General features: G+C 70.7%; 16 protein-coding genes. 9 read left to right on the top strand and 7 right to left on the bottom strand.

Annotated elements, in window-relative coordinates:
- Positions 1 to 17 precede the first annotated feature (17 nt).
- From ACFVYI_RS33845 to sdhC, 4 genes are read right to left on the bottom strand one after another with little or no spacing between them, the layout of a single operon-like run.
- On the bottom strand, positions 18 to 791 hold the full coding sequence (locus ACFVYI_RS33845; RefSeq protein ID WP_371518497.1) for a succinate dehydrogenase iron-sulfur subunit: 774 nt from the start codon (positions 789 to 791) through the stop codon (positions 18 to 20).
- On the bottom strand, positions 791 to 2,533 hold the full coding sequence (sdhA, locus tag ACFVYI_RS33840; RefSeq protein WP_387892664.1) for a succinate dehydrogenase flavoprotein subunit: 1,743 nt from the start codon (positions 2,531 to 2,533) through the stop codon (positions 791 to 793). The genes ACFVYI_RS33845 and sdhA overlap by 1 nt, the downstream gene beginning before the upstream one ends.
- Before the next feature lie 53 nt (positions 2,534 to 2,586).
- On the bottom strand, positions 2,587 to 3,078 hold the full coding sequence (locus ACFVYI_RS33835; protein WP_360631424.1) for a succinate dehydrogenase hydrophobic membrane anchor subunit: 492 nt from the start codon (positions 3,076 to 3,078) through the stop codon (positions 2,587 to 2,589).
- Between the two features lie 8 nt (positions 3,079 to 3,086).
- Positions 3,087 to 3,467, bottom strand: coding sequence for a succinate dehydrogenase, cytochrome b556 subunit (sdhC, locus tag ACFVYI_RS33830; RefSeq protein WP_360631421.1), 381 nt, complete (start codon positions 3,465 to 3,467; stop codon positions 3,087 to 3,089).
- Positions 3,468 to 3,721: 254 nt separating this feature from the next.
- Here sdhC and ACFVYI_RS33825 point away from each other — a divergent pair, with 254 nt between their 5' ends.
- Positions 3,722 to 4,486, top strand: a complete 765-nt coding sequence (locus ACFVYI_RS33825; protein WP_387892662.1) for a hypothetical protein — start codon at positions 3,722 to 3,724, stop codon at positions 4,484 to 4,486.
- 13 nt (positions 4,487 to 4,499) lie between these two features.
- On the opposite strand, the gene ACFVYI_RS33820 is transcribed toward ACFVYI_RS33825, so the two are convergent.
- The 3 genes from ACFVYI_RS33820 to ACFVYI_RS33810 form a co-directional block, all read right to left on the bottom strand.
- Entirely contained in the window at positions 4,500 to 4,985 is a 486-nt protein-coding gene (locus tag ACFVYI_RS33820) for a 2-oxo-4-hydroxy-4-carboxy-5-ureidoimidazoline decarboxylase (protein ID WP_329488020.1), read from the bottom strand.
- Between the two features lie 311 nt (positions 4,986 to 5,296).
- Complete coding sequence (locus ACFVYI_RS33815) at positions 5,297 to 6,952, bottom strand: alpha/beta hydrolase (RefSeq protein ID WP_387892661.1); 1,656 nt, start codon at positions 6,950 to 6,952, stop codon at positions 5,297 to 5,299.
- Between the two features lie 79 nt (positions 6,953 to 7,031).
- On the bottom strand, positions 7,032 to 7,772 hold the full coding sequence (locus tag ACFVYI_RS33810) for an SDR family oxidoreductase (protein ID WP_387892659.1): 741 nt from the start codon (positions 7,770 to 7,772) through the stop codon (positions 7,032 to 7,034).
- A 355-nt stretch (positions 7,773 to 8,127) separates the two neighbouring features.
- On the opposite strand from ACFVYI_RS33810, the gene ACFVYI_RS33805 reads away from it, so the two are divergent.
- The 8 genes from ACFVYI_RS33805 (at position 8,128) to ACFVYI_RS33770 (ending at position 18,549) form a co-directional block, all read left to right on the top strand.
- A complete protein-coding gene (locus tag ACFVYI_RS33805) occupies positions 8,128 to 9,720 on the top strand; it encodes a methylmalonyl-CoA mutase (protein WP_387892657.1) in 1,593 nt (530 codons plus the stop codon).
- 212 nt (positions 9,721 to 9,932) lie between these two features.
- On the top strand, positions 9,933 to 11,189 hold the full coding sequence (locus ACFVYI_RS33800) for an amidohydrolase (protein WP_387892655.1): 1,257 nt from the start codon (positions 9,933 to 9,935) through the stop codon (positions 11,187 to 11,189).
- Between the two features lie 230 nt (positions 11,190 to 11,419).
- Positions 11,420 to 12,469 (top strand): BMP family protein, encoded by a 1,050-nt coding sequence (locus tag ACFVYI_RS33795; RefSeq protein ID WP_387892653.1) that lies wholly within the window; start codon positions 11,420 to 11,422, stop codon positions 12,467 to 12,469.
- A 338-nt stretch (positions 12,470 to 12,807) separates the two neighbouring features.
- Positions 12,808 to 14,355, top strand: a complete 1,548-nt coding sequence (locus ACFVYI_RS33790; RefSeq protein ID WP_387892706.1) for an ABC transporter ATP-binding protein — start codon at positions 12,808 to 12,810, stop codon at positions 14,353 to 14,355.
- A gap of 4 nt (positions 14,356 to 14,359) precedes the next feature.
- Positions 14,360 to 15,517 carry an ABC transporter permease gene (locus ACFVYI_RS33785; RefSeq protein WP_360631397.1) on the top strand — a complete coding sequence of 386 codons (1,158 nt, stop codon included), beginning with the start codon at positions 14,360 to 14,362 and terminating at the stop codon, positions 15,515 to 15,517.
- On the top strand, positions 15,514 to 16,779 hold the full coding sequence (locus tag ACFVYI_RS33780; protein WP_387892651.1) for an ABC transporter permease: 1,266 nt from the start codon (positions 15,514 to 15,516) through the stop codon (positions 16,777 to 16,779). The genes ACFVYI_RS33785 and ACFVYI_RS33780 overlap by 4 nt, the downstream gene beginning before the upstream one ends.
- Positions 16,776 to 17,174 (top strand): cytidine deaminase, encoded by a 399-nt coding sequence (locus tag ACFVYI_RS33775; protein WP_387892649.1) that lies wholly within the window; start codon positions 16,776 to 16,778, stop codon positions 17,172 to 17,174. Before ACFVYI_RS33780 ends, ACFVYI_RS33775 begins: the two co-directional genes overlap by 4 nt.
- A gap of 97 nt (positions 17,175 to 17,271) precedes the next feature.
- Positions 17,272 to 18,549: a thymidine phosphorylase gene (locus ACFVYI_RS33770; protein ID WP_387892647.1), complete on the top strand. Its 1,278-nt coding sequence runs from the start codon at positions 17,272 to 17,274 to the stop codon at positions 18,547 to 18,549.
- The last annotated feature ends 12 nt before the right edge of the window (positions 18,550 to 18,561 follow it).

Raw genomic sequence — 18,561 nt, 5'->3', positions numbered from 1 at the left:
CCGTCGTGCGGCAGGGCTCAGAAGCGGCGGGTGACCAGCGCCCGCTTCACTTCCTGGATCGCCTTGGTGACCTCGATGCCACGCGGGCAGGCCTCCGAGCAGTTGAAGGTGGTCCGGCAGCGCCAGACGCCCTCACGGTCGTTCAGGATCTCCAGCCGCTGCTCCGCACCCTCGTCGCGCGAGTCGAAGATGAAGCGGTGCGCGTTGACGATCGCGGCCGGGCCGAAGTACTGGCCGTCGTTCCAGAAGACCGGGCAGGACGACGTGCACGCGGCGCACAGGATGCACTTGGTGGTGTCGTCGAACCGCTCGCGGTCCTCGGCGGACTGCAGGCGCTCGCGGGTCGGGTCGTTCCCCTTGGTGATGAGGAACGGCATGACGTCCTTGTACGCCTGGAAGAACGGGTCCATGTCCACGACCAGGTCCTTGAGGACCGTGAGGCCCTTGATGGCCTCGATCGTGATCGGCTTCTCCGGGTTGACGTCCTTGATCAGGGTCTTGCACGCCAGCCGGTTGCGGCCGTTGATCCGCATCGCGTCGGAGCCGCAGATGCCGTGCGCGCAGGAACGGCGGTAGGTGAGGGTGCCGTCCTGCTCCCACTTGATCTTGTTGAGCGCGTCCAGGACGCGCTCCTTCGGGTCCAGGGTCAGCTGGTAGTCGACCCACACCGGGTCCGGGTGCTCCTCCGGGTTGAACCGGCGGATCCGGAAGGTGACGGTGATCAGCTCGACGCCGCCCGCCTCGACCGCGTCCAGAGCGGCCGAGTGCTTCTCCACGGTAGGAGTGCTCATCAGTACTTACGCTCCATCGGCTGGTAGCGGGTCGTGACGACCGGCTTGTAGTCGAGGCGGATGGAGGTGGTGCCGTCCTCGGCAACCTCCTGGTACGCCATGGTGTGCTGCATGAACTTCACGTCGTCACGGGTCGGGAAGTCCTCGCGGTAGTGACCGCCGCGCGACTCCTCGCGGGCGAGCGCGGAGACGGCCAGCACCTCGGCCAGGTCGAGCAGGTTGCCCAGCTCGACGGCCTCCAGGAGGTCCGTGTTGTAGCGGTAGCCCTTGTCCTGGATGGCGACGTGCTTGTAGCGCTCGCGCAGGCCGGCGATGTCCTCGACCGCCTGCTTCAGGGTCGCGCCGGTGCGGTAGACCATGGCGTTGGTGTCCATGGTCTCCTGCAGCTCCTTGCGGATCTGCGCCACGGACTCGGTGCCGGTGGACTCGCGCAGGCCGTCGACCAGCGCCTGCACCTTCTCGGCCGGGTTCTCGGGCAGCTCGGTGTAGTCCACCGTCTGCGCGTAGTCGGCGGCGGCGATGCCCGCGCGCTTGCCGAACACGTTGATGTCCAGCAGCGAGTTGGTGCCCAGGCGGTTGGCGCCGTGGACCGAGACGCAGGCGACCTCGCCGGCCGCGTACAGGCCCGGGACGACGTCCGTGTTGTTGCGCAGGACCTCACCCTCGACGTTGGTCGGGATGCCGCCCATGGCGTAGTGCGCGGTGGGCTGGATCGGGATCGGGTCCGTGTAGGGCTCGATGCCGAGGTAGGTGCGCGCGAACTCGGTGATGTCCGGGAGCTTGGCGTCCAGCTGCTCCGGCGGCAGGTGGGTGAGGTCCAGGTAGACGTGGTCGCCGTCCGGACCGCAGCCGCGGCCTTCGCGGATCTCGGTGTAGATCGCGCGGGAGCAGACGTCACGGGACGCGAGGTCCTTCATGACGGGGGCGTAGCGCTCCATGAAGCGCTCGCCGTCCTTGTTGCGCAGGATGCCGCCCTCGCCGCGGGCGCCCTCGGTGAGCAGGATGCCCATGCGCCAGATGCCCGTCGGGTGGAACTGGAAGAACTCCATGTCCTCCAGCGGCAGGCCGCGGCGGTACACCAGGGCCTGGCCGTCACCGGTGAGGGTGTGGGCGTTGGAGGAGACCTTGAAGAACTTGCCGGTGCCGCCGGAGGCGAACACGACCGACTTGGCCTGGAAGACATGGATCTCGCCGGTGGCCAGCTCGTAGGCGACGACGCCGGCCGTCTTGCCCTCGTTGATCAGCAGGTCGAGGACGTAGAACTCGTTGAAGAACTCGACGCCGTGCTTGACGCAGTTCTGGAACAGCGTCTGGAGGATCATGTGACCGGTGCGGTCCGCCGCGTAGCAGGACCGGCGGACCGGGGCCTCGCCGTGGTTGCGGGAGTGGCCGCCGAAGCGGCGCTGGTCGATCCGGCCCTGCTCGGTGCGGGAGAAGGGCAGGCCCATCTTCTCCAGGTCGAGGACGGCGTCGATGGCCTCCTTGCACATGATCTCGGCGGCGTCCTGGTCGACCAGGTAGTCACCACCCTTGACCGTGTCGAAGGTGTGCCACTCCCAGTTGTCCTCCTCGACGTTGGCGAGGGCGGCGCACATGCCGCCCTGGGCCGCGCCGGTGTGGGACCGGGTGGGGTAGAGCTTGGTGAGCACCGCGGTGCGGCTGCGCTGGGTCGACTCGATGGCCGCGCGCATGCCGGCGCCACCGGCGCCGACGATGACGGTGTCGTACTGGTGAATCTGCATGGGGGGTTAACTCGCCTCTGGCCTCTGCCGATTGCCGATTAAATGCTGAGTCGTCAGATGTTGGGGTCGAAGGTGAAGATCACCAGGGTGCCGAGCAGCACGGTGAAGACCGTGGCGGCGCCCATGAGGCCCTTCAGCCAGAGCCGGGTGGAGTCCTTCTCGGCGTAGTCGTTGATGACCGTCCGCATGCCGTTGGCGCCGTGGAGCATGGCGAGCCAGAGCATCAGGAGGTCCCAGCCCTGCCAGAACGGCGAGGCCCAGCGGCCGGCCACGAAGGCGAAGCCGATCTTGGAGACGCCGCCGTCGAGCACCAGCATGATCAGCAGGTGGCCGAGGATCAGGACCACCAGGACGATGCCGGACAGGCGCATGAAGAGCCAGGCCAGCATCTCGAAGTTGGTCCGGGTGCGGCGCGGGGTCTTCTTGGTCCGCTGGCGGGCCGGCTCGACCACAAAGGCGTCGGCCGGGTTACCGGTGCCGAGACCCTTGCCGGTGTGCGCCTGGGCGGAGGGGACCACCAGGGCGTCGGAGTATTCCGTGGTCATGTCTCAGATCACTTCCCGAACCAAGAGGTCAGCGTGTGCTGAAGGATCGGGTAGAAGGCGCCCGCCATCAGGACGACCCACACCCCGACCACGGTCCAGAGCATCTGCTTCTGGAACTTCGGACCCTTCGACCAGAAGTCGACGGCGACGACCCGAAGGCCGTTGAGGGCGTGGAACAGGATGGCGGCCACCAGGCCGTACTCCATCAGGTTCACCAGGGGCGTCTTGTACGTCTGAATCACAGAGTCGTACGCCTCGGGCGACACTCGCACCAGTGCGGTGTCCAGGACATGAGCGAACAGGAAGAAGAAGATGAGGACGCCGGTGACTCGATGAGCCACCCAGCTCCACATGCCTTCCCGGCCGCGGTACAGCGTTCCAGCCGGCACGGAAAAACCCTCCGGAAGCGATTGGGGGCTCGGCCGGCTTCGGTGTCGGTCAGCCCGGCCGGGTACGGTCCACCGGCCGCCAGCATCCTATCGACGCGTTATTGCGAACCGCCTCCGGGGGCCCGAGGTGTGATCAATCAGGCACGACTGGCCTAGTGCGACGGGAACCCGGGCGCCGTTCGCCACTCAGGGTGACGGCTCGATTGCGCTACCGTGGCGGCCCGCTCCGTCGCCGACACCCTGCCGAGGCCCCCGTGCCGCTCAGCCCGCCCCGCCCGTCCGCCGCCGCCGCGGTCTGCGCCCTGCTGTTCGCCGCGGGCTGCACCACGGTCGGCGGCTCCGCCGACCGGGCCGCGCCGGCCCGCGAGCTGTCCGCCGCGGAGCTGCGGGCGGCCGCCGTGGCCGACGGCGATCTGGGGGCCGGGTACACGGTGACGGTGATGACGCCCGGTCACGGCGAGACGGGCTCGGGCGGCGGCCGGGAGGTCTCCGACCTGCCCGCCTGCCAGCCGCTGCTGGACGCGGTCACCCCGGCGGTGGCGGCGGGCGGCACCACGCCCTCGCCGGGCCCGGGGGATCCGTACGCGGAGACCGATCTGAGCGTGGCGCGGGCGGCCGACCCCAAGGGCGGCGTGTACGGAGGGCTGCTCGGCTACCGGGCCGGGCGGGCGGCGCAGCTGCAGTCGGAGCTGGAGAAGCTGTTCGGTCCGTGCGCCTCGTTCGTCTCCAGCGCACCGCCGCCGCCGGCGGAGAAGGGCCGCAAGCCGGTGCGGACCAGGCACCGGCTGATCCGGGACGACACGCCCACGCCCGGGGGAGCCGACGCGGTGACCGGGTTCACCCTGACGAGTGAGTCGGGCAGCGTGGTGCTCGCCCAGCGTGCCGTGGTGGCCCGGGTCGGCCCGGTGCTGGCGGTCCTGACCACGGTCGGCGTCGGCGCGGAGCCCGCCCCCGCGCCGGACGATCGGATCGTCCGGCAGCAGGTGGCGAAGCTCCGCGCCGCGCAGGCGCGCGGGTGAGGGCGGGGTCGGCTCAGCGTGCTCCGGCCTCGGAATGGGTGGCGACCAGGTGCTCCAGGCGGGTCAGGGCGATCCGGCGCAGCTCGTCCGAGGCGATCAGCCGCTCCTCGTCCGGGTCGTGCGCCAGTCGCGTGCGGATCGAGCTGAGCACGGTGTCGAGCATCTCCTCGGGGGCCACGCCTTCCAGGCAGACCACGAAGACGTGCCCGAACCGGGCCTCGTACGCGGCGTGGGCGGCGCGCAGGGCGGTGTGTGCCGCCTGGCTGCCGGGTGCGCGCATGCCCAGGAGGGGCTGCGGCATCCAGCTCTCGTCCGCCAGCGCCTCGGCCAGGTCGGCCGGTCGCAGGTCGTAGGAGGCCTCGCTGGCCGCGGCCAGCAGGGACTCTATGTCGGGGTAGGGCCGGTGGGCGGTGAGCCGCAGGGCCCAGCGGTGGCTGCCGCAGCAGGCCAGGAGGGCCTCCTCGGCCGCGCCGGCGTCGGCTTCGTTGAAGCGGTGCAACCCGAGGAGGGTCGGCTCGGAGCTGGGATCGAGCCGCGGTGACGGGATGTCGCTGGCCAGCGGGTCCTCCTCGTGAGGGCGGGAAGATGCCGGTGAAGGGGGGTGGTGAAGCAGGTGAAGTATGAGGCTGCGGGGCGGTGTCGCGAGACCCGCCGGGCAGCGGCTCAACGGTAGTTGAGCAGTCATCAGTTGGGGAGGGCGCACGCGGAATTCATCCGATCGAGCTATCAAGTTGTGACGTTGACACCTCGGTGTCAGCGCCCTCCCCACGCTCATCTGCTAATGGTCCAGGCCTTCGGGGGCGGTGCCCTTCAGGAGCAGCGCGTCCCGGCCGCCGGCATCGTGCCCTCGACGAGGTACGCCTCCAGCGCGGCGTCGACGCAGGCGTTGCCCTTGCCGAACGCGCCGTGGCCCTCGCCGACCCGGGTCAGCAGGCCGGCGTTGGCGAAGCCCTTGGCGAGCGCCTCGGAGGAGGCGTACGGGGTGGCCGGGTCGCCGGTGCTGCCGACCACCAGGATCGGCGCGCTGCCCTCGGCGCGGATGGTGTGCGGCTGCTCGGTCGTCTTGAACGGCCAGTAGGCGCAGGACGGCTCGCTGTAGTCCTCCACCGAGACGCCCTTGGACAGCAGCGGGGCCTCGGCCTGGAGCCTGGCCACCGCCTGCTGGGCGCGCTCGGGGGTCGGCGCCGGCCGGACGCGGTCGGCGCAGCTGATCGCGCTGTTGGCCTCCTCCATCGGGCTGTAGTGGCCGTTCTCGTCGCGGCCGTTGTACTCGTCGGCGAAGGCCAGCAGGTAGTCGGCCTTCTTGCCGAGCATCGCCCAGCCGAGCGCGTTGCGCAGTGGCGTCCAGGTCGTCTTCTCGTCGCCGTAGAGCATCTCGGTGGTGCCGGTCCAGGCGAGGTCGGCGCCGAGCTTGCGGCCGTCCTTGGTGGTCATCGGGTGGTCGCGCAGCCCGTCGAGGAAGTCGGCGGCCTTCTGGGCGGCCTTGGCCGGGTCCTTGCCGAGCGGGCACTCGGCCGCGTGGTTCTGCACGCAGTCCGCGGCGAAACGCTCGAAGGACTTCTCGAAGCCCACCTGCTGGTCGATGCCGTGGTCCAGCCCGTCCTGGGCGGGGTCGACGGCGCCGTCCAGGATCAGCCGGCCGGTGTTCTGCGGGAACTGCTCGGCGTAGAGCGCGCCGAGGTAGGTGCCGTAGGAGATGCCGAGGTAGTTGAGCTTCTTGTCGCCGACGGCGGCGCGCAGCACGTCCAGGTCACGGGCGGTGTTGCGGGTGCCGACGAAGGGCAGCAGCTTGCCGGACTTCGCCTGGCAGGCGGCGGCGTGCTCGGTGGCGAACTTGACGTGCTCGGCCTTGCGGGTCGCCGGATCCAGCGAGGAGTCGCGCTGGTTGGCCTCGTCGTGCTGCTTGTCGTCGTAGCAGACCACCGGGGAGCTCTCGCCGGTGCCGCGGGGGTCGAAGCCGACCACGTCGAAGCGGTTGTGCAGGGTGCCGTCGTACTGCTTGGCGCCGTACTTGACCATCTCGATGCCGGAGGCGCCCGGGCCGCCCGGGTTGACCATGAGCGAGCCGATCCGCTGGTCCGGCTTGGCGGCCGGCAGCTTGATCAGCGCGATGTCGAGGGCGTCGGTGGCGGGGTTGGCGTAGTCGAGCGGGACGTGCAGCTTGCCGCAGAGCAGCCCGGATATGTCGATCTTGGCCTTGGCGGCCTGCGGGTCGGCCGGGCAGGCGGCCCAGGCGATCTGCTGGCCGTAGAACGGCTTGAGGGCCGGGTCGTCGGCGCCGGTGGGCTTGGGGGTCGGCGTCGGCGTCGCGGTGGCCGTCGGAGCGGCCGGGGCGGCCGGCGGGGTCGCGACGGCCTGGTCCTGGGCGGGCTTGGTGCTGTCGTCGCAGGCGGAACCGAGGAGCAGGGTGCCGGCCGCGAACGCGGTCAGCAGAAAGCGCGGGCGGGCGGCCCGAAGAGATCTCATCGCACGTATGTATCACTATTGGGTGACACGTTCGATCATGCCCCCCGGCCGGGGGGCCGCCCGCCCCGCGCGGCCGGTGTCAGGCCCGGTGCACCTTGTGGTTGGCGGCCTGGGCGCGCGGGCGCACCACCAGCAGGTCGATGTTGACGTGCGAGGGCCGGGTGACCGCCCAGGCGACGGTGTCCGCCACGTCCTGGGAGGTCAGCGGCTCGGCGACGCCCGCGTACACGGCCGCGGCCTTCTCCTCGTCACCCCGGAAGCGGGTGACGGCGAAGCCCTCGGACTTCACCATGCCCGGGGCGATCTCGATCACCCGGATCGGCTCCCCGCAGAGCTCCAGCCGCAGCGTGGCCGCGATGGTGTGCGCCGCGTGCTTGGCCGCCACGTAGCCGCCGCCGCCCTCGTACGCGGTCAGCGCCGCGGTGGAGGAGAGCACCAGCACGGTGCCGTCGCCGCTCGCCCGCAGCGCGGGCAGCAGCGCCTGCGTCATGTGCAGCACGCCGAGCACGTTCACCTGGTACATCGCCAGCCAGTCGGCCGGGTCGCCGGCCTCGACCGACTCCGCGCCGATCGCCCCGCCGGCGTTGTTGACCAGGACGTCCACCCGGCCGACCTCGGCCGCGAAGGCGTCCACGGCCGCCCGGTCGGTGACGTCGAGGGTGTGGGCGCGGCCGCCGAGCTCCTTGGCGAGCTCCTCGATCCGCTCGGTGCGGCGGGCGGTCAGCACCACCTCGAAGCCCTCGGCCGCGAGTCGGCGGGCGGTCGCCGCGCCGATTCCACTGCTGGCTCCGGTGACCACGGCCACCTTCTGCTCGGTCATTGCCACTCCCTGGAGGAACGCGTCGGCTGGGAAGTACTTCGGTCGCTCACCCGATCATCTCAATGGCGCCGGCTCCGCCCACGCGGGGTCGGGCGCCGGGTGCACTTTGCAAAGAAGTGACCTTTGCAAAGTGCGCGGCCCTTCGTGAAAGCGGGCGCGGCGGCGAGGGCCGGTGGGTCGGCGAAAGCGGGCGCGTCGGCGAAGGCTGATGACTTTGCAAAGTGCGCGGCCCCGCGAGAACCGCTGCAGCGCCAAGGCCGGTGCAGCGCGAGGGCCGGTGCTCCGCCCAAGCCGGTCCCGGCGCCGTTACATTGCGAAGGGAGTGCACCCGCCCGCCGATCCCGTGGAGGGACCCATGGCAGTCGAGCCGCGCCGCACCGAGTCGGGCTTCCCCGTCGAGCCGCTGTACGGCCCCGAGACGCTGGACGGCTGGGATCCGCGCGAGCGCCTGGGCGGCGGCCCGGGGGAGTACCCGTACACCCGGGGCGTCTATCCGTCGATGTACACCGGCCGGCCCTGGACGATGCGCCAGTACGCCGGCTTCGGGACGGCCGCCGAGTCCAACGCCCGCTACCGGCAGCTGATCGCCAACGGCACCACCGGCCTCTCCGTCGCCTTCGACCTGCCCACCCAGATGGGCTACGACTCGGACGCCCGGATCGCGGCCGGCGAGGTCGGCAAGGTCGGCGTGGCGATCGACAGCGTGGAGGACATGGGCGTCCTGTTCGACGGCATCCCGCTGGGCGAGGTCTCCACCTCGATGACCATCAACGCGCCGGCCGGACTGCTGCTGCTCCTCTACCAACTGGTCGGCGAGGCCCAGGGCGTACCGGCGGCCCGGCTGACCGGCACCGTCCAGAACGACGTGCTGAAGGAGTACATCGCCCGCGGCACCTACATCTTCCCGCCGAAGCCCTCGCTGCGGCTGGTCGCGGACGTGTTCCGGTACTGCCGGGCCGAGATCCCCCGCTGGAACACCATCTCGATCTCCGGCTACCACATGGCCGAGGCCGGGGCGAACCCCGCGCAGGAGATCGCCTTCACCCTGGCCAACGGCATCGAGTACGTGCGCACCGCGATCGCCGCGGGCATGGCGGTGGACGACTTCGCGCCGCGGCTCTCCTTCTTCTTCGTGGCCCGCACCACCCTGCTGGAGGAGGTGGCGAAGTTCCGGGCCGCCCGGCGGATCTGGGCCCGCGTGATGCGCGAGGAGTTCGGCGCGCGCGACCCCAGGTCACAGATGCTGCGCTTCCACACCCAGACCGCCGGGGTGCAGCTCACCGCGCAGCAGCCCGAGGTCAACCTGGTCCGGGTCTCGGTGCAGGCGCTGGCGGCGGTGCTCGGCGGCACCCAGTCGCTGCACACCAACAGCTTCGACGAGGCGCTCGCGCTGCCCACCGAGAAGTCCGCCCGGCTGGCGCTGCGCACCCAGCAGGTGCTCGCCCACGAGACCGACGTCACCGCCACCGTCGACCCGTTCGCCGGCTCGTACGCGGTCGAGGCGCTGACCGACGGGGTGGAGGCCGCGGCCCTGGAACTGATGGACCGGATCGAGGAGTTGGGCGGGGCGGTGGCGGCGATCGAGGCGGGGCACCAGAAGGCCGAGATCGAGCGCACCGCCTACCGCGTCCAGCAGGAGACCGACTCCGGCGAGCGCACGGTGGTCGGCGTCAACCGCTTCCGGCTGGACGCGGAGGAGCGCTACGAGCCGCTGCGGGTGGATCCGGCGATCGAGGCGCGGCAGGCCGAGCGGCTCGCCGCGCTGCGGGCCGGGCGCGACTCCTCGGCGGTGGGCCGCGCGCTCGGCGACCTGCGCCGGGCGGCCGAGGGCCGGGACAACGTGCTGTACCCGATGAGGGAGGCGCTGGCCGCCCGCGCCACGGTGGGAGAGGTGTGCGACGCGCTGCGCGGGGTGTGGGGGACGTACACGCCCACCGAGCGGTTCTGAGCGCCCGTCAATCCACCGTCAAATCCACCGTCGATCCGCCGTCGGAGTGGCCCGTGACCGCCGGCCCGGGCGGTCGTTGCACAGGGCACGCACCCCGGGGAAGGCGAGTGAACGAGATGTCATACCCACCTGCTCGGCCACTATGCGCCCATACGGGGACTTCTTTTCCGGAAGTCGGGCCAAATCCCCCCAACAGGCCTACCCTTGTTGAGATGAACCGTCCTGAGTCCGCCCAGCCGGCCATCACGCTCACCGCTGCCCGCCCCGTCGCCGGTCTGCGTGACCGGGTCGCGGCGTTGGAGCCAGAGCTGATCGCCTTCCGCCGTGATCTGCACCGCCACCCGGAGCTGGGCCGCCAGGAGTTCCGCACCACCGGCCTGCTGCGCGACCGGCTGACGGCGGCCGGTCTGGCCCCCCGGGTGCTGCCCGGCGGCACCGGGATGATCGTCGACATCGTCCCGGACGCCGCCCCGCGCGGCGCCGAGTTCCTGGCCTTCCGCGCCGACATCGACGCGCTGCCGATCGACGACGCCAAGACGGACGTGCCCTACCGCTCGACCGTCCCCGGCCGGGCCCACGCCTGCGGTCACGACGTGCACACCTCGGTGGTGCTGGGCACCGCCCTGGTGCTGGCCGAGGCGGCCGCCGCCGGCGAGCTGCGCCGCCCGGTCCGGCTGGTCTTCCAGCCCGCCGAGGAGGTCATGCCGGGCGGGGCGCTGGACGTGATCAAGGCCGGCGGGATGGACGGCGTGGGCCGGATCTTCGCGGTGCACTGCGACCCGAAGGTGGAGGCCGGCCGGATCGCGCTGCGCACCGGGGCGATCACCTCGGCCTGCGACCGGCTGGTGCTGCACCTGGACGGCCCCGGCGGCCACACCGCCCGCCCGCACCTGACCACCGACCTGGTGACCGCGATCGCCCGGATGGCCGCCGATCTCCCGGCCGCGCTGTCGCGCCGGATGGACCCGCGCTGGGGCGTCAGCCTGGTCTGGGGCCGGATCGCCTCCGGCTCGGCCCCCAACGTCATCCCGCAGCACGCCGAGCTGGAGGGCACCGTCCGCTGCCTGGAGCCGGCGGGCTGGCGCGAGGCGCCGGACCTGCTGCACGAGCTGATCGCCAAGCTGGCCGAGACCTACCGGGCGAAGTGGACGCTCGACTACCACCGCGGGGTGCCGCCGGTGGTCAACGAGGCGGTCTCGGTGAGCCTGCTGGAGGCCGCCATGACGGCCCGGTTCGGCCAGGACGGCCGCCAGGTGGTGGAGGACACCGAGCAGAGCCTCGGCGGTGAGGACTTCTCCTGGTACCTGGAGCACGCCCCGGGCGCGCTGGCCCGGCTCGGCGTCCGCACCCCCGGTGACACCACCGTCCGCGATCTGCACCAGGGTCGCTTCGACGTGGACGAGCGGGCGATCGGGATCGGCGTGGAGCTGTTCGCGGCGCTGGCACTGGAGGCCGAGGGGGCCCAGTAGGCGTCGTGCCCGAGTTGTCGGCTTCGGGGGTCTTTGCTCGGTTACGTACACTGGGCGGCACCAGTTCCGACCACCCTCCGCGTACGGGGAAGGAGCCTCGGGAAGGCCGTGAGACCACGGTTTGATAACAACCCGATTGCTCCGGCAGCCTGTGACCCAACCGTGTTCTACGCGCGTTACGGTGGCGTCCGACCACGCTAAACGGGTGCGTGTGAGAAGGAGATATTCCCTTGCGCCGTTCTACTAAGCTCGCTGCGGTTGTGCTCTCGGGTTCCCTGGGCATCGCCTCGCTCGCCGCTTGCGGCGCAAAGAGCAACGACACTGCTTCCTCCGGCTCCTCCGAGGGCGGCCTCAAGGTCGGTATGGCCTACGACATCGGCGGCCGTGGCGACCAGTCGTTCAACGACTCCGCCGCCCGTGGCCTGGACAAGGCCAAGGCCGACCTGGGCGTCGCCGTCACCGAGGCCGACGCCAAGACCGGTGAGGCCGAGGCCGACAAGGAGACCCGGCTCAAGAACCTGGTCACCGCCGGCTACAACCCGATCATCGCGGTGGGCTTCGTCTACCAGGGCGCGGTCGAGAAGGTCGCCAAGGAGAACCCGAACACCAAGTTCGCGATCATCGACTCGGCGTCCGACACCCAGCCGAGCAACGTCACCTCGCTGACGTTCTCGGAGCAGGAGGGCTCGTACCTCGCCGGTGTGGCCGCCGCCAACAAGTCGAAGAGCAAGCACGTCGGCTTCATCGGCGGTGTGCAGTCCGAGCTGATCAAGAAGTTCGAGGCCGGTTACAAGGCGGGTGTGAAGTCGGTCGACCCGAGCATCGCGGTCGAGACCACCTACCTGACCACGCCCCCGGACTTCTCCGGCTTCAACTCGCCCGACAAGGGCAAGGAGGCCGCGCAGGGCCAGCTCGACAAGGGCGCGGACGTCATCTACACCGCCGCCGGTTCCTCCGGCAACGGTGCCATCGAGGCCGTCGCCAACGCCGGCAAGCTGGCCATCGGCGTCGACTCCGACCAGGCCGCCCAGCCGGCCCTGGCGAAGTACAAGAACAGCATCCTCACCTCGATGGTGAAGAACGTCGACAAGGCCGTCTTCGCCTACATCGACTCCGCCAAGAAGGGCAGTGTCTTCACCGGTGTGAAGAACTTCGACCTGAAGGCGGACGGCGTCTCGCTCGCCACCACCGGCGGCAAGATCGACGACATCCAGGGCAAGCTCAACGACGCGGCCACCGCCATCAAGAGCGGCGCCACCACCGTCCCGACCGCTCCGTAAGGCGCGCCCGGACGTCGCTGCCGCTGCCGTCTGCCCGGCAGCGCAATGATTGACGCAGCATCAGGGAGGGGCCCGGAAGGGTGCGCTCAGTGCGTACCCCCGGGCCCCGTCCCGTACCCCACCGTTTTTTCTTGGCCCTCCAGCGCAACGACGCGCCTCCAGACCACCAGGAGATCGCCATCACCGCATCCGACCCCGCCCTCAGCAAGGGCGGTACCCCCAGCGCGGGGACGGCGACACCGGCCGTCGAACTGCGCGGAATCACCAAGCGCTTTCCCGGCGTCGTGGCCAATCACGACATCAACCTCACCGTCCGCACCGGCACCGTGCACGCCCTCATGGGCGAGAACGGCGCCGGCAAGTCGACGCTGATGAAGATCCTCTACGGCATGCAGAAGCCGGACGAGGGCACCATCGCGATCAACGGTGAGAGCTGCGAGTTCAACACCCCGGGCGACGCGATCGCGCGCGGCATCGGCATGGTGCACCAGCACTTCATGCTCGCCGACAACCTGACCGTCTGGGAGAACGTCGTCCTCGGCGGCGAGAAGCTCCACGGCATCGGCACCAAGGCCAAGGCGAAGATCAAGGAGATCTCCGACCAGTACGGCCTGGGCGTGCGACCGGACGCGCTGGTCGAGGACCTCGGCGTCGCCGACCGTCAGCGGGTCGAGATCCTCAAGGTGCTCTACCGCGGCGCCAAGATCCTGATCCTCGACGAGCCGACCGCCGTGCTCGTCCCGCAGGAGGTCGAGGCGCTCTTCGACAACCTGCGCGAGCTCAAGGCCGAGGGCGTCACCGTCATCTTCATCTCGCACAAGCTGCACGAGGTGCTGTCGGTGGCCGACGCGATCAGCGTCATCCGGCGCGGCACCACGGTCGGCGACGCCGACCCGGCGCACGTCACCGCGCGCCAGCTGGCCGAGCTGATGGTCGGCGCCGAGCTGCCCTCCCCGGAGAGCCGCGAGTCGACCGTCACCACCGACGAGATGCTCGACGTCCGGGACCTGCGGATCGCCAAGACCGACGCCGAGGGCATCGAGCGCGTGGTGCTCGACGACATCTCGCTGCGCATCCACAAGGGCGAGATCCTCGGCATCGCCGGCGTCGAGGGCAACGGCCAGGCCGAGCTGGTCGAGGCCATCATGGGCATGCTGCCGCTGGACGGCGGCGTCATCACCCTGGACGGCAAGGACCTCTCCGGCTCGCTCACCCGCAGCCGCCGCGAGGCCGGCATCGGCTACATCCCCGAGGACCGCCACCGCCACGGCCTGCTGCTGGAGGCCCCGCTCTGGGAGAACCGGATCCTCGGTCACGTCACCGAGAGCCCGAACTCCAAGGGCGTGCTGCTCGACCCGGCCGGCGCCCGCAAGGACACCGAGCGGATCGTCGAGCAGTACGACGTCCGCACCCCCGGGATCGAGGTCACCGCGGCCTCCCTCTCCGGCGGCAACCAGCAGAAGCTGATCATCGGCCGCGAGATGAGCCACGATCCCAAGCTGCTGATCGCCGCCCACCCCACCCGCGGCGTCGACGTCGGCGCGCAGGCGCAGATCTGGGAGCACATCCGGGTGGCCCAGCGGGCCGGCCTCGCCGTGCTGCTGATCTCCGCCGACCTGGACGAGCTGATCGGCCTCTCCGACACCATCCGGGTGATCTACCGCGGCCGTCTGGTGGCCGACGCCGATCCGGCGACCGTCACCGCCGAGGACCTGGGTACCGCGATGACCGGTGCCGCCCGCGGCCACATCGAGTCCGACGCGGAGGCCGTGGAGGAGTTCCACGCGGTCAGCGCGGAGGGCACCGAGGCCGAGGCCGCCGGGACCGGGGACGCCCCCTCGTCCGACACCCCCACCGACACCGCCGACCCGCAGGCGGGGGAGTAGCCACATGACCAGTCCCACCCCCGCCGCCAAGAGCAAGCTGGCGCAGCGGTTCGACATCGAGAAGATCGTGCTCGCACTGGCAGCGCCGGTGCTCGCGGTGCTGCTCTCCGTCGCGATCTGTTCGGTGCTCCTGGCGACCTCGGGCAAGAACCCGTTCGACGCCTGGAACGTGATGATCACGTACGCCACCAAGTCGGACGGCCAGGTGGCCATCCTCAACCGGTCCACCACGTACTACCTGGCCGCCGCGGCCGCCGCCTTCGGCTTCCGGATGAACCTCTTCAACATCGGTGTCGAGGGCCAGTACAAGGTCGCGGCGCTGTTCGCGGCCTTCGTCGGCAGCCGGCTCGACCTGCCGTCGTTCATCCAGATCCCGCTGCTGCTGATCACCGCCATGCTGGTCGGTGGCCTGTACGCGAGCATCGCCGGTCTGCTGAAGGTCTTCCGCGGCGTCAGCGAGGTCATCTCGACCATCATGCTGAACGCCATCGCGGTCGCCATCGTCGGTCTGCTGCTCGTCCCCGGCATCTTCGCGCCGGAGAAGAGCTCCACCAGCAACTCCATCCAGACCTCTCCGGTCTCGGAGTCCAGCCACTTCTTCGCGATCAACACCGACGGCGGCCCGCTCTACGGCTTCCTCTTCATCGCGATCCTGGTCGGCGTGGCCTTCCAGTTCACCCTGACCCGCACCCGCTTCGGCTTCGACCTGCGCGCCACCGGCCGCTCGGAGACCGCCGCCACCGCGTCCGGTGTGAACGTCAAGCGCATGGTCGTCACCTCGATGGTGGTCTCCGGTGCGCTGGCCGGCCTGATCGGCATGCCCGAGCTGCTGCAGAACTCGTACAACTTCGGCCAGAGCTTCCAGGGCGGCCTCGGCTTCCTGGGCATCTCGGTCGCCCTGCTGGGCCGCAACAGCCCGATCGGCATGGCCTTCGCCGCCGTGCTGTTCGCCTTCCTGGACGCCACGGGCTCCCAGCTGCCGCTCCAGGGCGGCTTCCCGTTCGAGATCGTCCCGGTCATGCAGGGCACCATCGTCATCTGCGTCGTCGTCGCCTACGAGCTGGTGCGCCGCTACGGCCTCAAGCGCCAGCAGCAGAAGGTCGGCGCCCAGCTCGCCGCCCAGGCCGCGGCCGCCAACGAGAAGAAGGAGGTGTCCGCATGAGCACGGCCACCGCTGCCCGCGCGAAGGCGCCGGGCGCTCCCGCCAAGAAGCGCAAGTTGTCCTGGCCGGTGGTGCTGCTGCTGATCGCGGGCGCCCTGGTCCTCTTCTCCGCCGTGGGCATGGCCACCGGCAACCACTCGCTGACCTCCTCCGGCCAGGTCACCGCCGCGCTCAGCGCCGCCGTGCCGATCGGCATGGCCGGTCTGGGCGGTCTCTGGTCCGAGCGGGCCGGCGTGGTCAACATCGGCCTCGAAGGCATGATGGTCGCCGGCACCTTCGCCGGTGCCTGGGGCGGCTACCTGGTCAGCCCCTGGTTCGGCCTGGTGGCCGGCATGCTCGGTGGCGCGCTCGGCGGTCTGCTGCACGCCGTCATCACGGTGACCTTCGGCGTCGACCACATCGTCTCCGGTGTCGGCGTCAACCTGCTGATCCCCGGCATCTGCGCCTACGTCAACCGGATCTACTACAAGGACTACATCTCCGTCGGTGCCGGGGCGAACCAGTCCCCGCCGGCCGATCCGCTGCCGTACATCACCATCCCGGGCCTGTCCTCCGGACTGAAGGACATCGAGCTCCACCACTGGTTCCTGGTCTCCGACGTCGCGGGCGTGCTCGGCGGCCTGGTCACCAACATCTCGGTGGTCGTGCTGCTGGCCGGCGCGCTGATCGTGGTCAGCTACTTCGCCCTGTGGCGCACGGTGTTCGGCCTGCGTCTGCGCTCCTGCGGTGAGAACCCGACCGCGGCCGAGTCGCTGGGCGTCAACGTCTACAAGTACAAGTACCTCGCGGTCATCACCTCCGGCGCCTTCGCGGGCCTCGGCGGCGCGTACCTCTCGCTGGTCGCGGCGCACTTCTACAAGGACGGCCAGACCAACGGCCGAGGCTTCATCGGCCTCGCGGCGATGATCTTCGGCAACTGGATGCCGGGCGGCCTCGCCATGGGCGCCGGCCTGTTCGGCTTCACCGACAGCCTCCAGCTGCGTGACCCGGGGTCGGTGCACGTGCTGATCCTGGTGGTCGCCATCGCGATGTTCCTGCTGGCGCTCTGGAACCTCTACCGCCGCAAGATCCCGGCCGCGCTGATCACCTTCGTGGTGGCCGGCGGCCTGGCGACCTGGTACGCCACCACCGAGGAGGTGCAGCGTCCGCTGATCGTGGCGACGCCGTACGTGATCACCCTGGTGGTGCTCTCGCTGGCCTCGCAGCGGCTGCGGCCGCCGAAGGCCGACGGCCAGATCTACCGCAAGGGCCAGGGCAAGTGACGGCCCCGGCGGCGGCGATCGACTGGGAGGCACTGCGCGCGGCGGCGCGGGAGGCGATGACCCACGCCTACGCCCCGTACAGCCGCTTCCGGGTCGGCGCGGCCGCGCTGGTGGACGACGGGCGGGTGGTCACCGGCTGCAACGTGGAGAACGCCTCGTACGGGCTCGCGCTCTGCGCCGAGTGCGGCCTGGTCTCCGCGCTGTACGCGACCGGTGGCGGCCGGCTGACCGCGTTCACCTGTGTGGACGGGGACGGCGGTCTGCTGATGCCGTGCGGGCGCTGTCGCCAGCTGCTCTACGAGCACGGCGGGCCCGACCTGCTGGTCGAGCTGCCGTCCGGCGTGAAGCCGATGAGCGAGGTCCTCCCCGACGCGTTCGGGCCGGAGCGGCTCTAGTCTTTGTTTCTGTTACGCGCGTAGAGTGTCGCGAGTGGGGCCGCAATCCGGCCAGCTCGCGACACTCTTCGCATTTTGAACCCCTCTTGGAGCAGCCATGGACGCCATCTCCGTCATCAGGACCAAGCGCGACCGCGGAGAGCTGAGCGACGCTCAGATCGACTGGGTCATCGACGCCTACACCCGCGGCGACGTCGCCGACGAGCAGATGTCCGCCCTGGCCATGGCCATCCTGCTGAACGGCATGAAGGCGCGCGAGATCAGCCGCTGGACCGACGCGATGATCCGCTCCGGCGTCCGGATGGACTTCTCCTCGCTCGCGCAGCCCACCAGCGACAAGCACTCCACCGGCGGCGTCGGCGACAAGATCACCCTGCCGCTCGCCCCGCTGGTCGCCGCCTGCGGCGCCTCCGTGCCGCAGCTCTCCGGCCGTGGCCTCGGCCACACCGGCGGCACCCTGGACAAGCTGGAGTCCATCCCCGGCTGGCGCGCCCTGCTCTCCAACGACGAGATGATGAAGGTGCTGCACGACGCCGGCGCGGTGATCTGTGCGGCCGGCGACGGCCTCGCCCCCGCCGACAAGAAGCTGTACGCGCTGCGCGACGTCACCGGCACGGTCGAGGCGATCCCGCTGATCGCCTCCTCGATCATGTCCAAGAAGATCGCCGAGGGCACCGGCGCCCTCGTCCTCGACGTGAAGGTCGGCTCCGGCGCCTTCATGAAGAACCTGGACGACGCCCGCGAGCTGGCCCGCACCATGGTCGGCCTGGGCACCTCGGCCGGCGTCAACACCGTCGCGCTGCTCACCGACATGTCCACCCCGCTCGGCCTCACCGCCGGCAACGCGCTGGAGGTCCGCGAGTCGGTCGAGGTGCTGGCCGGCGGCGGCCCGGCCGACGTCGTCGAGCTGACCCTCGCGCTGGCCCGCGAGATGCTCGCCGCGGCCGGCGTGCACGGCAAGGACCCGGCCGACGCGCTGCGCGACGGCTCCGCGATGGACCACTGGCGCCGCATGATCTCCGCCCAGGGCGGCGACGTCGACGCCCCGCTGCCCGTCGCCCGCGAGCAGCACGTCATCCCGGCCCCGGCCTCCGGCGTGCTCACCACGCTGGACGCGTACGCGGTGGGCGTCTGCGCCTGGCGCCTCGGCGCCGGCCGGGCCCGCAAGGAGGACCCGGTGCAGGCGGGCGCCGGCGTCGAGATGCACGCCAAGCCCGGCGACACCGTGGTGGCCGGCCAGCCCCTGCTGACCCTGCACACCGACACCCCCGAGCGCTACGAGTACGCGATCGAGGCCCTGGCCGGCGGCATCGAGGTCTCCCCGGCGGGCACCGCGTTCACCCCGAACCCGATCGTGCTGGACCGCATCGCGTGACCACCGGTCCTG

It is taken from the genome of Kitasatospora sp. NPDC058218, assembly GCF_042882445.1.
GTDB lineage: Bacteria > Actinomycetota > Actinomycetes > Streptomycetales > Streptomycetaceae > Kitasatospora.
Note: the sequence above shows the minus strand (reverse complement) of the source record. Positions and strands in the feature narration are given on the sequence as shown.